General features: G+C 68.0%; 14 protein-coding genes and 1 pseudogene. 5 read left to right on the top strand and 10 right to left on the bottom strand.

Annotation, left to right across the window (positions count from 1 at the left end; translation table 11 throughout):
• Positions 1-112: 112 nt before the first annotated feature.
• Together BGI51_RS00440 and BGI51_RS00435 are read left to right on the top strand one after the other, a co-directional pair.
• Entirely contained in the window at positions 113-745 is a 633-nt protein-coding gene (locus BGI51_RS00440; protein ID WP_187979977.1) for a DJ-1/PfpI family protein, read from the top strand.
• On the top strand, positions 739-1,362 hold the full coding sequence (locus tag BGI51_RS00435) for a glutathione S-transferase family protein (RefSeq protein ID WP_187979976.1): 624 nt from the start codon (positions 739-741) through the stop codon (positions 1,360-1,362). The genes BGI51_RS00440 and BGI51_RS00435 overlap by 7 nt, the downstream gene beginning before the upstream one ends.
• A gap of 15 nt (positions 1,363-1,377) precedes the next feature.
• Here BGI51_RS00435 and BGI51_RS00430 read toward each other — a convergent pair whose 3' ends face one another.
• Entirely contained in the window at positions 1,378-2,238 is an 861-nt protein-coding gene (locus tag BGI51_RS00430; RefSeq protein ID WP_187979975.1) for an ion transporter, read from the bottom strand.
• A 72-nt stretch (positions 2,239-2,310) separates the two neighbouring features.
• The gene (locus tag BGI51_RS00425; protein ID WP_187979974.1) at positions 2,311-3,297 is read right to left on the bottom strand and encodes a LysR family transcriptional regulator; all 987 of its coding nucleotides are present in this window, start codon (positions 3,295-3,297) and stop codon (positions 2,311-2,313) included.
• A 239-nt stretch (positions 3,298-3,536) separates the two neighbouring features.
• On the opposite strand from BGI51_RS00425, the gene BGI51_RS00420 reads away from it, so the two are divergent.
• From BGI51_RS00420 to BGI51_RS00410, 3 genes and pseudogenes are all read left to right on the top strand, one after another.
• Positions 3,537-4,832 carry an MFS transporter gene (locus tag BGI51_RS00420; RefSeq protein WP_187979973.1) on the top strand — a complete coding sequence of 432 codons (1,296 nt, stop codon included), beginning with the start codon at positions 3,537-3,539 and terminating at the stop codon, positions 4,830-4,832.
• Between the two features lie 16 nt (positions 4,833-4,848).
• Positions 4,849-6,078 (top strand): Zn-dependent hydrolase, encoded by a 1,230-nt coding sequence (locus BGI51_RS00415; RefSeq protein WP_187979972.1) that lies wholly within the window; start codon positions 4,849-4,851, stop codon positions 6,076-6,078.
• Between the two features lies 1 nt (position 6,079).
• A pseudogene (locus tag BGI51_RS00410) lies at positions 6,080-7,098 on the top strand (histone deacetylase family protein).
• Positions 7,099-7,136: 38 nt separating this feature from the next.
• On the opposite strand, the gene BGI51_RS00405 reads toward BGI51_RS00410, so the two are convergent.
• The 8 genes from BGI51_RS00405 to BGI51_RS00370 all read right to left on the bottom strand — a co-directional run bounded on the left by BGI51_RS00405 (position 7,137) and on the right by BGI51_RS00370 (position 14,086).
• Positions 7,137-7,484 (bottom strand): cupin domain-containing protein, encoded by a 348-nt coding sequence (locus BGI51_RS00405; protein ID WP_007160512.1) that lies wholly within the window; start codon positions 7,482-7,484, stop codon positions 7,137-7,139.
• A 102-nt stretch (positions 7,485-7,586) separates the two neighbouring features.
• Entirely contained in the window at positions 7,587-8,615 is a 1,029-nt protein-coding gene (locus BGI51_RS00400; protein ID WP_187979971.1) for an ABC transporter substrate-binding protein, read from the bottom strand.
• On the bottom strand, positions 8,606-9,742 hold the full coding sequence (locus BGI51_RS00395) for an NAD(P)/FAD-dependent oxidoreductase (protein WP_187979970.1): 1,137 nt from the start codon (positions 9,740-9,742) through the stop codon (positions 8,606-8,608). Before BGI51_RS00395 ends, BGI51_RS00400 begins: the two co-directional genes overlap by 10 nt.
• Positions 9,739-11,100, bottom strand: a complete 1,362-nt coding sequence (locus BGI51_RS00390; RefSeq protein ID WP_187979969.1) for an NAD(P)/FAD-dependent oxidoreductase — start codon at positions 11,098-11,100, stop codon at positions 9,739-9,741. Before BGI51_RS00390 ends, BGI51_RS00395 begins: the two co-directional genes overlap by 4 nt.
• A complete protein-coding gene (locus BGI51_RS00385) occupies positions 11,097-11,387 on the bottom strand; it encodes a (2Fe-2S)-binding protein (protein WP_007160508.1) in 291 nt (96 codons plus the stop codon). Before BGI51_RS00385 ends, BGI51_RS00390 begins: the two co-directional genes overlap by 4 nt.
• A 17-nt stretch (positions 11,388-11,404) precedes the next feature.
• Positions 11,405-12,199 carry an ABC transporter permease gene (locus BGI51_RS00380; protein WP_187979968.1) on the bottom strand — a complete coding sequence of 265 codons (795 nt, stop codon included), beginning with the start codon at positions 12,197-12,199 and terminating at the stop codon, positions 11,405-11,407.
• A 4-nt stretch (positions 12,200-12,203) separates the two neighbouring features.
• Entirely contained in the window at positions 12,204-13,070 is an 867-nt protein-coding gene (locus BGI51_RS00375) for an ABC transporter permease (RefSeq protein WP_160923395.1), read from the bottom strand.
• Positions 13,067-14,086 (bottom strand): ABC transporter ATP-binding protein, encoded by a 1,020-nt coding sequence (locus BGI51_RS00370; RefSeq protein ID WP_187979967.1) that lies wholly within the window; start codon positions 14,084-14,086, stop codon positions 13,067-13,069. Before BGI51_RS00370 ends, BGI51_RS00375 begins: the two co-directional genes overlap by 4 nt.
• Positions 14,087-14,131 lie beyond the last annotated feature (45 nt).

Raw genomic sequence — 14,131 nt, 5'->3', positions numbered from 1 at the left:
GTTTGTCTATGGCCGGCCTGACTGTATGGCCAGCCTGGCGCGGCACTGTATCTGGCCGACGCCCGCCCGTGAGGCCGAGACTCTCGCTTCACCCCGCGCCTCTGGTAGCCCCATGCACCTCGCCATCCTCACCTTCGACGGCTTCAACGAACTGGACTCCCTGATCGCCCTGGGCCTCCTCAATCGCATCAAGCGTCCGGACTGGCGGGTCTCGCTGATGGCGCCGACCCCCTGCGTGACCTCCATGAACGGCGTTCGCCTGGAGCGTCAGGCCGGCTTCGACGAACTGGCGGACTGCACCGCCGTGCTGGTGGGCAGTGGCAGCCGTACCCGGGAACTGGCGCGAGACGCCGCCCTGCTGGAACAGTTGGCGGTGCTCGACCCCGAACGCCAGCTGATCGGCGCCCAGTGCTCCGGCACCCTGTTGCTGGCGCGCCTCGGCCTGCTCGACGGTGTACCCGGCTGCACCGATCTCACCACCAGGCCCTGGGTGCAGGAAGCCGGCATCGAGGTGCTGGCGCAACCCTTCTTCGCCCGCGGCAACCTGGCCACCGCCGGCGGCTGCCTGGCCTCCAGCTACCTGGCGGCCTGGGCCATCGCCCGGCTGCTGGGCCGCGAGGCCGCGGCCGAGGCGCTGCATTACGTGGCACCGGTGGGCGAGAAGGAGGACTATGTGCAGCGCGCGCTCGGCAATATCGAGCCCTATCTCAGCCATCCATCCCGGGAGGTCGCCTCGGCATGCTGAAAATTCTCGGTCGCGTCTCTTCGATCAACGTCCGCAAGGCGCTCTGGTGCCTCGACGAACTGGGCCTGGGCTATGAGCGCGAGGACTGGGGCGCCGGCTTTCGCTCGGCGCAATCCGCCGAGTACCTGCAGTGGAATCCCAATGGCCAGATCCCGGTCCTACTGGATGGCGACTTCGTGCTCTGGGAATCCAACAGCATCCTGCGCTACCTGGCCAATGCCCATGGTGGCGAAGCGTTGTATCCCACCGCGCCGCGCGCCCGGGCGCGGGTCGATCAGTGGCTGGACTGGCAGGCCTGCGAACTCAATCCGGCCTGGAGCTACGCCTATCTGGCCCTGGTGAAGCAGCAGCCGCCGCAGCCCGATCCGCAGCGCCTGGCGCAAGGTGTCGCCGCCTGGAACGGGCGCATCGCCATTCTGGAAGCGCACCTGGCGCAGCACGGCCCCTATGTGGCCGGCGAACACTTCAGCCTGGCCGACATCGCCCTCGGCCTGTCGCTGCACCGCTGGCGGTGCACTCCGATCGAGCGCTTCGCGACGCCGGCAATCGCGGCCTATCTCGAACGTCTGGCCACGCGCCCGGCCTGGGCCTGCTATGCCAGCGACGCCACGCCCTGAGACGCAGCGTCCGGCCTAGTGGGCCGACTCCTCCGGCTGGCTCTTCTCAGTAGGAGGGAACAGCGGATTGCCGCAGCGATTGCAAAAGGAGGAGTCGGGCTCGTGGGTAGGCTTCTGGCAGCGTGGACAGTCGCGCTGTAGCGTGGCGCTGCGCATGGCGTTGGCCAGCTCCGCGGTAAAGATGCCGGTGGGCACGGCGATGATCGAATAACCGGTGATCATGATCATGCCCGCCAGGGTCTGGCCCAGCGCCGTCTTGGGCACCATGTCGCCGAAGCCCACGGTGGTCAGGGTCACCACCGCCCAGTAGATGCTGCGCGGGATGCTGGTAAAGCCGTTGGCCGGTCCTTCGATGACGTACATGAAGGTGCCGAACATGGTCACCAGGGTGCAGATGGCCAGCAGGAAGACGGTGATCTTCTGCCGGCTGCTGCTCAGCGCCACCATCAGGAAATCTGCCTGGCTCAGGTAGGGCGTTAGCTTGAGCACGCGGAACACCCGCATCATCCGCAGCACCCGGATGACGAGGAAATACTGGGCATCGGGCATCAGCAGGGCGATAAAGGCCGGCAGCACGGCCAGCAAATCGATGAAGCCATAGAAACTGGTGACGTACTGGCGTGGCCGGGGCGCGCAGATCACCCGCAGCAGGTATTCGATCGCGAAGAGACCGGTAAAGATCCATTCCAGCCCATAGAGCCAGCTGCCGTAGCGCAGATGGATGGCCTGGATGCTGTCCAGCATCACCACGCCCAGGCTGGCCATGATGACCGCCAGCAGCAGGGTGTCGAAGAGTCTTCCGGCCGGGGTGTAGGTGTGGAAGATGATGATGTACAGGCGCTCGCGCCAGGTGCCTGGGCGAGGGTAGGGATCCATGGGAGCTCCTTAGCAGGGATATCCAACGGATCAGCATAGCAAGACCCTTCCCGTGGACCGAGTGAAAGCGCCCTAGAGCCGCGCGGCCACCTCGGTGGTCGCCAGCAGATGCTGGAAGCCTTCCAGCAGCGCCGTTTCCGCCTGGGTCATGCGCTGCTCGCGGTGCCAGAGCAGGTGCACGTCGACATCGGCCACGCCTTCGCCAGGCGGCAGTCGCCAGAGTTCGCCGGCGGCCACGTCATCGGCCACTACATGCTGGGGCAGACAGCCGATGCCGTAACCGGCGCCGACCAGGCGGCGGATTTCTTCGAGGCTGGGTGAGGAAGCGACGATCCGTCCGGTGAAGCCCTGCTGATCGCGAAAGATGGTGAGCGGCGAGAGGCTGCCGCCAATCTGGTCGCTGGTGAAACTGACGAAGTTCTCGCCCTGCAGATCGGCCAGCGACAGGTCACTGCGTCCGAACAGGGGATGGCGACGTCCGCAGAAAAAGGCATAGCGCTGCTGCAACAGCACCCGTTGCTCCAGTTTTGGCTGAGGAATACGGCAGAGGGCGAGGCCCAGGGTCGCGGTCTTCTGCAGCAGGGAGCTGATGATGTCCGAGCTGCGCATCACGTCGATCTCCAGTTCCACCCGCGGAAAGCGGCGGTGGAAGTCGGCGAGGAAGTCGTCGTAGCAGCGCGACTGGATGCGGCTGATGGTGAGCATCCGCACCTTGCCCACCACGGTTTCCGTTGAGCGCTCCAGCGCAGCGCCGAGGCGGGAGACGTTGCCATAGAGGTCGCTGGCGATGCGGGCCACCTCTTCGCCGGCCTCGGTGAGGGCGAAGCGCGGCCCCCGGCGAATGATCAGCCCACAATCGAGTTGTTCCTCCAGCCGCTTGAGGGCCTGGCTGACGGCTGGCTGAGTCAGGTGCAGCCGCGCGGCCGCACGACTCACGCTGCCCTCCTGAACGATCACCAGATAGGTGCGCAGGAGATTCCAGTCCAGCCGATCGTTGAGAAAGCGCCGGCCGTCTGGCAAGGGCGCGGGGGAGAGCGGTTCATCCTGATTATTAGCCATGCTTATAGATAGGTATAAGAATTAGAAAATTGACTAATCTTAGCCCGCCAAGGGATAACGACGTCAAGGCGCCCTAGAACGCTCCTGCATTCTTCTCTCTCTCCTGCCCAACAAGAACGATACCCCCAGGAGTGCTGCGTCCATGTCTCCCTGATCGCCCCTGCCCATCGCTCTCCGTGCGTCCGGCCGTTGATCCGCCGCGCCGCTTCCTTTTCCGGCAGTCGATAGGAGCACCCTGCATGCCGTCCACCTCACCGCGTCGCCAACCCAGGCGCGCCGCCGCCGCTGCCTTCGTGGGTACCACCATCGAGTGGTACGACTACTACATCTTCGCCACCGCCGCCGCGCTGGTCTTCGGCCAGCTGTTCTTTCCCTCCGAAGACCGCTTGCTGAGCACCCTGGCCGCCTTCGGCACCTTCGCCGTGGGGTTCTTCGCCCGGCCATTGGGTGGCCTGGTCTTCGGCCATATCGGCGACCGCATCGGCCGCAAGAAATCCCTGATCGTCACCCTGCTGATGATGGGCGTGGTCACCGTGCTCATCGGCGTGCTACCCACCTACAGTCAGGCCGGCGTCTGGGCGCCGATCCTGCTGATCCTGCTGCGGGTGGTGCAGGGCATCGCCGTGGGTGGCGAATGGGGCGGCGCCGTGCTGATGGCCGGCGAGCATGCACCGGCCGGTCGACGGACCTTTTTCGCCTCCTTCGCCCAGTGGGGCAGCCCGGCCGGCCTGATCCTGTCGATCATCGCCTTTCGTAGCGTCACCAGCCTGCCGGAAGATGATCTGCTCGACTGGGGCTGGCGCCTGCCGTTCCTGGCCAGCGCGCTGCTGCTGGTGGTCGGCCTGGCCATCCGCCTGGGCGTGGACGAGTCCCCCGAATTCGCCGAGATGAAGGAGCGCCAGGAAACGGCCAAGGCGCCGGCGGCCGAAGTGCTGCGTACCGCCTGGCGTCCGCTGCTGCTGTGCATCGGCGCCAATACCCTGGGCATCGCCGGGGTCTATTTCACCAACACCTTCATGCTCAGCTACACCACCCAGGTGCTGGAGTTGTCGCGCTCGCTGATCCTTGATTGCCTGCTGTTCGTCGCCCTTATCCAGTTCCTGGTCCAGCCGCTGGCCGCGCTGCTCGCCGAGCGTATGGGCAGCGCACGTTTCCTGCTGTTGATCGCGGCCCTGGCCATGGCCTCGCCCTATCCGATGTTCGTGCTGGTCAAGACCGGCTCGGCGCCGCTGATCGTGCTGGGAATCGCCCTGGCGGCCGCCTGCATGGCGTCCTTCTATGCGGTGATCGCCGGCTTCGTCAGTGGCGTCTTCGCTACCCGGGTGCGCTACACCGCCATCTCCATGGCCTACCAGGTCTGTGGCGCCATTGCCGGTGGCCTGACCCCCATGGTCGGCACCCTGCTGGCCCATCGCTTCACGGGCGAGTGGTGGCCGCTGGCGGTCTTCTACTCCCTGCTGGCCGGCCTGTCGCTGCTGTGCGTGGCGGCCCTGGCGCGCCGCCGGGAGGCCACCGCCCATGTCTCTCCCGCCTGAGCACAAGGAATCCCTCATGTATAAAGTTGATGGTGAGCGCCTCTGGCAGAGTCTGGCCGCCATGGCCGAGGTCGGCCCGGGCGAGGCCGGGGGCAGCAGTCGCCTGGCCCTGAGCGAAGAAGATCGCCAGGGGCGGGCGCTGTTCAGCCAGTGGTGCGTGGCCGCCGGCCTCAGCCTGACGGTGGACCCCATCGGCAACTTGTTCGCCCGTCGTCCGGGGCTTGATGACCAGGCCACGCCGGTGGTCATGGGCAGCCATCTGGACACCCAACCCAAGGGCGGGCGCTTCGATGGCGTCTATGGCGTGCTCGCCGCGCTGGAGGTGATGCGCAGTCTGAACGACGCGGACATCCAGACCGACCGACCCCTGGAACTCGCCGTCTGGACCAACGAGGAGGGTGCTCGCTTCACGCCGGCCATGCTGGGTTCCGCGGTCTTCACCGGGCAGTTGCCCCTGGCCGAGGCCCTGGCGACCTGCGACCGTGACGGCATCTCCGTGGCCACGAGTCTGGAACGCACCGGCTATGCCGGCGACCAGCCGTTGGGGCGGGCCTTCGATAGCTATTTCGAGGCCCATATCGAGCAGGGCCCGGTGCTCGAAGACGAACGCCTGGCCGTGGGCGTGGTCACCGGGGGCCAGGCGATCTGCTGGCTCGACGTGTGCGTGCGCGGCACCGCGGCCCACGCCGGCACCACCCCCATGGCCAGGCGCCGGGATGCCCTGTTCGGCGTCGGCCGGATGCTGGCGGCGCTGGAGGATCTCGCTTCTCGCTTCGGCGACGGACTGGTCACCGTGGGGCAACTGGACGTGGCGCGCTCCTCGCGCAACACCATCGCCGGCGAGGTGCACTTCACCCTGGACCTGCGTCACCCCCAGGACCAGACCCTGGCAGCGCTGGAAACCGCCGCACGCGAATGCCTGGCCGCCGTGGCCGACGCTCGCGGCTTGTCGCTGGATGTCCAGCGGCACTGGCTGAGCCCTGCTACCCCCTTCGCCGCCGACTGCGTCGGCGCCGTGCGCGACGCGGTCCGGGCGCTGGGCTATCCCCACCGCGACATCATCAGCGGCGCCGGTCACGACGCCATCCACCTGGCCAGGCACTGCCCCACGGCGATGATCTTCATCCCCTGTGCCGGCGGGCTGAGCCACAACGAGGCCGAATCGGCCAGTTTCGATGACGTCCGCCGCGGCGCCGACGTCCTGTTCAATGCCGTGCTGGCCCGCGCGGGCCATCAGGAGAGATGACATGAAGACCTTTTTCCATCCCGATCAGCGCCTGCATCATCCGCGCAGCTACCTGTCCCGTGGCCAGATGCGCACCCCCCAGGAGGTGCCGGCCCGCCTCGACGCCCTGCTGGCCGCGGTGGAGCGGCTGGGCTATCCCCTCGAACAGCCGGCGGATCACGGCCGCGCGCCGCTGCATGCCGTGCACGGCGAGGCCTATGTGACCTACCTGGAGAATGCCTATCGCGACTGGCACCAGGTGCCCGAGGACTGGGGTGACGAGGTGATGTCGAACATCTATGTCCGCGAGAACAACCCGCTGCGTGGCATCCTCGGCCAGACCGCCCGCTACCTGGCGGACGGCAGTTGCCCGATCGGCGCCCAGACCTGGGCCGCCGTCTATGGCTCCGCCCAGAGCGCGGTCGCCGCGGCGCGCTGCGTGCGGGACGGCGCGCCAGCCGCCTATGCCCTCTGTCGCCCACCGGGCACCATGCCCGCGCCGAAGCGGCCGGTGGCTTCTGCTACCTGAATGGCGCCGCCATCGCGGCCCAGGAGTTGCGCGCGCGCTTCGCTCGGGTCGCCATCCTGGATACCGACATGCACCACGGCCAGGGTATCCAGGAAATCTTCTATGACCGGGACGACGTCTGCTACCTGTCGATCCATGGCGATCCGACCAATTTCTATCCGGTGGTGGCCGGTTTCGCCGATGAACGCGGCAGCGGGCGAGGCGAGGGCTGCAACCTCAATCTGCCGATGCCCCACGGCGCCTCCGAGGCGGACTTCTTCGCCCGGCTGGATGAGGCTGAGGCGGCGCTGCGGCTGTGGGCGCCGGACGTGCTGGTGCTGTCCCTCGGCTTCGACATCTACGAAAACGATCCGCAGTCCAAGGTGGCGGTGAGTCAGGCGGGATTCGGCGTGCTGGGCGAAAGGATCAAGGCCCTGGGCCTGCCCACGGTGATCGTGCAGGAAGGGGGGTACGACCTGGACACCCTGAGCGACAACGCCGAGCGCTTCTTCCGCGGCTTCGACGGGCGCTGAAGCCTGGGCCCCGGCAGCGGTGCCGGGGCCTGGCGGGATCAGGCGAAGACGAAATACTTGCGCACCGTCTCGACCACTTCCCAGGTGCCCTTCATGCCGGGTTCGACGACGAAGATGTCGCCGGCCTTGAGGTGAATGGGTTCCTGGCCATCGGGGGTGATGATGCAGTAGCCCTCCTGGAAGTGGCAGTACTCCCACTTCACGTAGTCGACGCGCCACTTGCCGGGGGTGCAGATCCAGGTGCCCATGATCTTGCTGCCGTCATCGGAGGTGTAGGCATTGAGGTTGACGGTATGGGGCTCACCCTCGATGCGCTCCCATTTGCAGGCATCGACCACGGGCAGGGGTTGGGTATCGCGCAGAACGGTGATGGGCGGGTTGGCCATGGCGGCTCTCCTGGTGATGGAAGCCGCCAAGGGTGAGGGGTCGCCTCGGACCGGAGTTGTCCAGGGTCGACATCCAGCGGTGCGTTTGCGCTGTTCGAGCGACTAGCGCTCCACCTGCCGGTTCCAGCGGGCGTTCCACTGCGGCCGCACCTTGTTGACCTCATCCCAGTCGATGGTCACGGCGGTCTTCAGGTAGTTCTGCATGGCGTCCACCTGGCCGCGGGTCTTGTCGGTGGTGGGGGTGTTGGGATTGGACGGGATCTGGTCGCCCAGTTCCAGCGCCGGCGCCTGGGCTTCGGGCGTCAGCAGGTATTCCGCCAGCTGCTGGGCCAGCTCCGGCTGGTCGTTGTTGGCGGTCACGCATTCGGCGACGTTGAGCACCACGGCGCCTTCCTTGGGCGGCGCGTATTCCACCGGGATGCCCTTGAGCTTGAGTGCGGTGACCTGGGTGGGCGTGAGCGGGAACAGCGCCGCCTCGTCGGTCTGCACCATCTCCGAGAGCTTGGCCGAACTGGGGATGTACTCCAGCACATTGGGGCCGACGGTGGTGGGCCAGGCCTTGAAGCCGGGGTCGACGTCCTGCTCGGTGCCGCCCTTGAGGCGGTTGAACATCAGGAAACCGTGCAGCCCGAAGGTCGACGAGGACAGCGACTGGAACACCACCTTGCCCTTGTACTTGGGATCGGCGAGGTCCGCCCAGGAGGTCGGCGCTGCCCAGCCCTTGTCCTTGAACAGCCGGCTGTTGTAGGCCAGACCGGTCACGCCCAGGCTGACGGCGGCCGCCTGGTCCTTGATCTTGGCCTTGTCGGGGATCTGCGCCAGGCTCGCGCTGGGCTTGAGCGGGCTGCACAGATTCATGCCGATGGCGCGGTACATGATGCCGTCGTCGAGAAACATCACGTGGATCGGCGGCTTCTGCGGACTGGCCTGGACCTTGGCGAGGATGTCCGCCGAGGTGCCGGGCACGATCACCACCTTGACGTTGTGCGCCTTTTCGAAGGCGGGCAGCACGCTGTCGGCATAGAGGCGCTCCATGGTGCCGCCGTTCATGCCGAGGTAGAGCGTCGGTTCGGCCACGGCGGCCAGGGGCAGGCCGGCGAGGGCCACGAGCAGGGCGGGGGTCAGGCGCATGATTGGGAACTCCTGGGCTGGGAAGGGAAACGGGCGATGGAAAAGGCCTGCAGGCTGTGCCGGGGCGCGCCCTGCAGGATGCACTCGGCCAGGGCTTCGCCAGCCGCCGGCCCGATCTGGAAGCCCGCGCCGGCAAAGCCGAAGCCGTGCAGCAGGCCGGGGGTGGTAAGACTGGGGCCGAGCACCGGCTGGTGATCCGGTAGATAGCCCTCGACGCCGCTCCAGGTGCGGATGGCCTGGGCACCGGTGAGAGCCGGATAGAGTTCGGCGGCGTTTCTGAGGATGTCGAGGATGGCCAGCTGGCCGGGGCGGGCGCGATCGGCGTCGAGGGCGAAACCGCGCCCGCCGCCCAGCACGCAATTGCCGCGCGCCACCTGGCGGGCATAGATGCCGCCGCCTTCCACGCCGGTGCTGGCGGTCATGAAGGGCGGCAGCGGTTCGGTCACCAGCATGGCCGGATGGGCCGCGGTGAGGGGGACCGGCTCGCCGAAGCGGGCGGCCAGCTCCGCGGCCCAGGCGCCGGCGCAATTCAGCAGCCAGGGCGCGCTCAAGGTCAGGCCGCTGTCGGTACGGAGCTGGAAGCGCTGGCCGTCGTGCTCGACGGCGGTCACGGCGGTACGCTCGAAAATCTGCGCGCCGGCACGCGCGGCTGCCCGGGCGAAGGCCGGCGAGACCAGCCGTGGATTGGCGTGGCCGTCCTCCGGGCAGAAGGAGGCGCCCACGGCGATGTCGCCGACCCAGGGAAAGCGTCGGCGCAGTTCGCCCCGGTCAAGCAGTTGCAGATCGAGGTCGAAACCCTGGCTGGCCTGGGCATAGGCCTGCAGGGAGGCGAAGTCGGTGTCGCTGCGGGCCAGCTTGAGGTGGCCGGATCTGAGGTATTCGCCATCGGTACCCAGCAGGTCCTGCAGACCGCCCCAGAGCTGATGGGCGCGACTGGACAGTGGCAACTGCACCAGCGGGCGGCCCTGGCGGCGCACCCCGCCATAGTTGACGCCACTGGCCTGGGCGCCGCAGAAGTTGCGCTCTAGCAGGGCGACGCGCTGGCCGCCCTGGGCCAGGAACAGCGCCGCGCTGCTGCCGACGATGCCGCCGCCGATGATCAGGACATCCACGTCCAGCCGGCTCATGGCGCCAGCTCCACGCCGAAGGGCAGCGGCTTGATCGGCGCCTGCGCGCGCAACCGGCCGATCTGGTCCAGCGGCCGACCACTGGCGCAGGCGATCAGCTCGGCCGCCGCGGCGCCACAGATGCGGCCCTGACAGCGGCCCATGCCGACCCGGCAGGTGGCCTTGACCCGGTTGATCTCCCAGTGCCCCTGATCCACCGCGGCGCGGATCTCGCCGGCGCTGACCTGTTCGCAGCGACAGACCATGAGTTCGTCCGGCGCCTTGGCCGCCCAGTCCGCGGGGAAGGGGAAGGCCCGCTCCAGACCCTGGCGAAAGACCTCGAAGCGCGCCAGGCGTGCCTGCAGGGCCTGGATACGCGCCCTGTCCACCGGCACGCCACGATCCTCCAGCAGACTCAGGGCTGCCAGTTCGCCCGCCAATTCGGCGGCATCGGCGCCCTGGATGCCGGCGCCGTCGCCGGCCAGGTAGACCCCGGTCTGACTGCTGCGTCCACCACTGTCCCGTACCGGCAACCAGGCCCGGTTGAGAACACTCCAGGCGAAGTCGCACCCCAGCAGGTCGGCCAGCTGGGTCTCGCTGCGCAGCGTCTGGCCGAAGCCCAGCGCATCGCACTCCAGCCGGTGCGCTTCGCCGTCGGCGGCGCGCCAGCGCACGGCTTCCACCCGGCGCTCGCCTTCGACGGCAAGGAGTTCAGCGCCCTGGTGCACGGGCACGCCATGCAGCGCCAGCCAGCTGCGGTAATAGAGCCCTTTGGCGAAGGTGGCCGGCTGGCCGAGCAGCGCCGGGGTAGCCGCGGCCTGGTCGCGGAAGGGCGCGCTGTCCAGCACCGCCAGTGGCTTAGCCCCGGCCTTGGCGTATTGATAGGCGACGAGATAGAGCAGCGGACCGGTACCGGCCAGCACCGGGCGGCTGCCGATGGCGCAGCCCTGGAACTTGAGCGCCACCTGGGTGGCGCCCAGGCTGTAGACGCCCGGCAGGGTCCAGCCCGGCACCGGCAGGATGCGGTCGGTGGCACCGGTGGCGACGATCACCTGGTCGAAGGCCAGGCGATCGACATAGCGGCCCTGGCTGAGGGTATCCAGGGCGCTTTGCTCGGCATTCCACACCAAGGTGTCAGGCCGATAGTCCAGCGTCGTCTGCATCTCGGTCAAAGCACCGTGCAGCGCCTGGGCCTTGCCCGCTTCGAAGCCGTACAGCGCCTTGCTCGGACGCTGGAAATTGCCCGGTTGCTGGCGATAGATCTGGCCACCGCCGCGGGCGCTTTCGTCCAGCAGCACCGGCTCCAGGCCATGGGCGACCAGGGTCTGGGCCGCGCGAATGCCCGCCGGCCCGGCGCCCACCACCACGACGGCGCTCACAGCGGCCGCCCTGGATCGCGGCTGACCTGCTGGCCCGCTTCGAGAAAGGTGGCGCAGGCACGCACCCGGCGGCCGTCGGCCAGGCGTACCCAGCAGTCCTGGCAGGCGCCCATCAGGCAGAAGCCGGCGCGGGGTTCGCCGCCGAAGTCGCTGCCGCGCAGGTGATCGCTCTGGGTGAGGATGGCGGTGAGCAGGGTGTCGCCCTGCAGGCCCTCGGCCGGCTGGCCGTCGAGGGTGAAGGCCAGGGTCGGGCGGTCGCGTTCGGCCACCCGCTTGAGCAGTGCCATGGACGGGTCTCGACTGTTCATTGTTTGCCCACCAGCACGCGATCCAGGCCATAGATGCGGTCGAGCAGGATCATGGTGGCCGCGGTCAGGGCGATCACCAGGGCCGACACCGCCGCCATCATCGGATCGATGGATTCGGTGGCGTAGACGTACATCCGCACCGGCAGGGTCTGGGTCGCCGGAGAGGTGACGAAGATCGACAGGGTGACCTCGTCGAAGCTGTTGATGAAGGCCAGCAGCCAGCCGCCGGCCACCCCGGGCAGGATCATCGGCAGGGTGATGCGGCAGAACAGCGTGGTGCGACTGGCGCCCAGGCTCTCGGCGGCCTGCTCGGCGCTGCGGTCGATGCCGATGGCGGCGGCGATCACCAGGCGCAGCACATAGGGGGTGATCACCACCACGTGGGCCAGCACCAGCCAGCTGAAGCTGCCATTCACCCCCAGCAGGGCGAACAGCCGCAGCATGGCCACGCCCAGCACCAGGTGCGGGATGATGATCGGCGAGAGGAACAGGCCGTTGAGAAAGCCCTGGCCGGGAAAGCGGTAGCGGGTGATGGCCAGCCCTGCCGGCACCGCGATCAGCGTCGCCAGGGTGGCCGACAGCGCCGCCAGCTGCAGGCTGTTGTAGAAGGCGGTGAGGAAGTCCGCCCGTTCGAACACGGCGGCGAACCAGCGCAGCGAGAAGCCGGAAGTGGGCAGGCTGAGGGTGTTTTCCGGGGTGAAGGCCACCAGGCAGACCACTACCAGCGGCGCCAGCATGAAGATCATCACCAGGGTATGGAAGGCGAGCCCGAGCGGGCCGTTGCGGGTCATGAGGTCAGACTCCCAGGGCACGTTTGTAGCGGCGTTCCACCAGGCGATTCCAGCCCAGCATCACCAGCAGGTTGAGCAGCAGCAGGGCCACCGCCAGGGTGGCGCCCATCGGCCAGTTGAGTTCCGCCAGGTACTGGTCGTAGATCAGGGTGGCGACCATCTTCAAGCGGCGTCCGCCGAGCAGGCCGGGAATGGCGAAGGAGCTGGCGGCCAGGCCGAAGACGATCAGCGTCCCCGACAGCACCCCGGGCATCACCTGGGGCAGCACGATGCGCCGCAGCACCGTCAGGTGACTGGCGCCCAGGGACAGCGCGGCCTGCTCGGCGGCGGGATCGAGCTTTTGCAGCGAGGTCCAGACCGGGATGATCATGAAGGGCAGCATCACGTGGACCAGGCCGACGATCACCGCGAAGGGCGTGTAGAGTAGCTTCAGCGGCCGCCCGCCCAGGGCCACGATGGCCTGGTTGACCAGGCCGTCGGCGCCCAGCAGCAGACTCCAGCCAAAGGCGCGCACCACCACCGAGATCAACAGCGGCGTCAGTACCAGGATCAGGAAGATCGAGCGCCAGGGCGCGCCCATGCGACTGAGGACGATGGCCTCCGGCACCCCGATCAGCACGCAGAGCAGGGTGACCAGGGCGCTGATCCAGAAGGTGCGCAGGAAGATCTCGTAGAAGTAGGGATCGCCCAGCAGGCTCAGGTAGTGGGCCAGGGTGTAGCTGCCTTCCTTGATTCCGGTCTCGTAGTCGAAGACGTTGAAGGACAGCGCCAGGGTCAGCGCCAGGGGCGCCAGCAGCAGTCCGGCGAACAGCACCAGGGCCGGGGCGCTGAGCAGATAGGCGCGACCGGTGCCGCGCAGCAGGGTGCTCATGCCGCGGCCTCCGCGGCTTCCAGTCGGCGCAGCAGACCGTCGTCCCAGTGCAGCCCGACGCGCTGCCCTTCGTCCAGCGGCGGCAGCCCATCGTTGCTGCGCAGCACCGACACCTCGCCCAGCGCCGTCTCCAGGCGATACAGCCACTGGCTGCCGAGGAAGAAACGGGTCAGCACCCGCCCTTGCAGACGCCCCTCTCCGGCGGGGCGCAACTCGATCTTTTCCGGCCGCAGCGAGATCGCCAGGGCGCCGCCCGCGGTGACCTGTGGCCGACCCTGGGCATCCAGGCTGCCGGGCAGCAGATTGGCCTTGCCGACGAAGTCGGAGATGAATCTGTTGCGCGGATGTTCGTAGAGCCGATAGGGCGCATCCACCTGGGTGATGCGCCCGGCCTCCATCACCACCACCCGGTCGCTGATGGACAGCGCCTCGGACTGGTCGTGGGTCACCATCAGGGTGGTGATGCCCACCTCGCGCTGGATGCGGCGGATCTCGAACTGCATCTCTTCGCGCAGATGGGCGTCCAGGTTGGACAGCGGCTCGTCCAGCAGCAGCACCGGGGGTGCTATCACCAGCGCTCTGGCCAGGGCGACCCGCTGGCGCTGGCCACCGGAAAGTTCGCGCGGATAGCGCTCGGCGTGCTGGCCCAGGTGCACCAGGCCCAGGGCTTCCTCGACGCGGCGCGCCAGCTCGGCGCCCGCCACCTTGCGCATGCGCAGGCCGAAGGCGACGTTGTCGCGCACCGTCATGTGGGGGAATAGCGCATAGCTCTGGAAGACCACCCCGAGGCCGCGACTGACCGGCTTGGCGTGGGTGATGTCCTGGCCGTCGAGTAGGATGCGCCCGCTGCTGACGTCGACGAAGCCAGCGATCATCTGCAGGGTGGTGGTCTTGCCGCAGCCGGAGGGGCCGAGCAGGGAGACGAATTCGCCGCGCTCGATGGCCAGGGTCGAACCGGCCACCGCGTAGCTGTCGCCGTAGCGCTTGCTGAGATTGTCGAGAGTCAGGAAAGCCATGGCCGCAATGCTCCTCCGGTCGCGCCCACGGGAGAGGTGGGCAAG

This window comes from Pseudomonas oryzihabitans (assembly GCF_014522265.1).
GTDB lineage: Bacteria > Pseudomonadota > Gammaproteobacteria > Pseudomonadales > Pseudomonadaceae > Chryseomonas > Chryseomonas aestiva.
This window is presented reverse-complemented; position numbering and strand designations above follow the sequence as displayed.

Coding starts and splice junctions, on each gene's coding strand:
- BGI51_RS00415 (WP_187979972.1), top strand. CDS start 4,849: ATGTATAAAGTTGATGGTGAGCGCCTCTGGCAGAGTCTGGCCGCCATG.
- BGI51_RS00375 (WP_160923395.1), bottom strand. CDS start 13,070: ATGAGCACCCTGCTGCGCGGCACCGGTCGCGCCTATCTGCTCAGCGCC.
- BGI51_RS00370 (WP_187979967.1), bottom strand. CDS start 14,086: ATGGCTTTCCTGACTCTCGACAATCTCAGCAAGCGCTACGGCGACAGC.
- BGI51_RS00395 (WP_187979970.1), bottom strand. CDS start 9,742: ATGAGCCGGCTGGACGTGGATGTCCTGATCATCGGCGGCGGCATCGTC.
- BGI51_RS00440 (WP_187979977.1), top strand. CDS start 113: ATGCACCTCGCCATCCTCACCTTCGACGGCTTCAACGAACTGGACTCC.
- BGI51_RS00425 (WP_187979974.1), bottom strand. CDS start 3,297: ATGGCTAATAATCAGGATGAACCGCTCTCCCCCGCGCCCTTGCCAGAC.
- BGI51_RS00405 (WP_007160512.1), bottom strand. CDS start 7,484: ATGGCCAACCCGCCCATCACCGTTCTGCGCGATACCCAACCCCTGCCC.
- BGI51_RS00430 (WP_187979975.1), bottom strand. CDS start 2,238: ATGGATCCCTACCCTCGCCCAGGCACCTGGCGCGAGCGCCTGTACATC.
- BGI51_RS00385 (WP_007160508.1), bottom strand. CDS start 11,387: ATGGCACTGCTCAAGCGGGTGGCCGAACGCGACCGCCCGACCCTGGCC.
- BGI51_RS00420 (WP_187979973.1), top strand. CDS start 3,537: ATGCCGTCCACCTCACCGCGTCGCCAACCCAGGCGCGCCGCCGCCGCT.
- BGI51_RS00380 (WP_187979968.1), bottom strand. CDS start 12,199: ATGACCCGCAACGGCCCGCTCGGGCTCGCCTTCCATACCCTGGTGATG.
- BGI51_RS00435 (WP_187979976.1), top strand. CDS start 739: ATGCTGAAAATTCTCGGTCGCGTCTCTTCGATCAACGTCCGCAAGGCG.
- BGI51_RS00400 (WP_187979971.1), bottom strand. CDS start 8,615: ATGCGCCTGACCCCCGCCCTGCTCGTGGCCCTCGCCGGCCTGCCCCTG.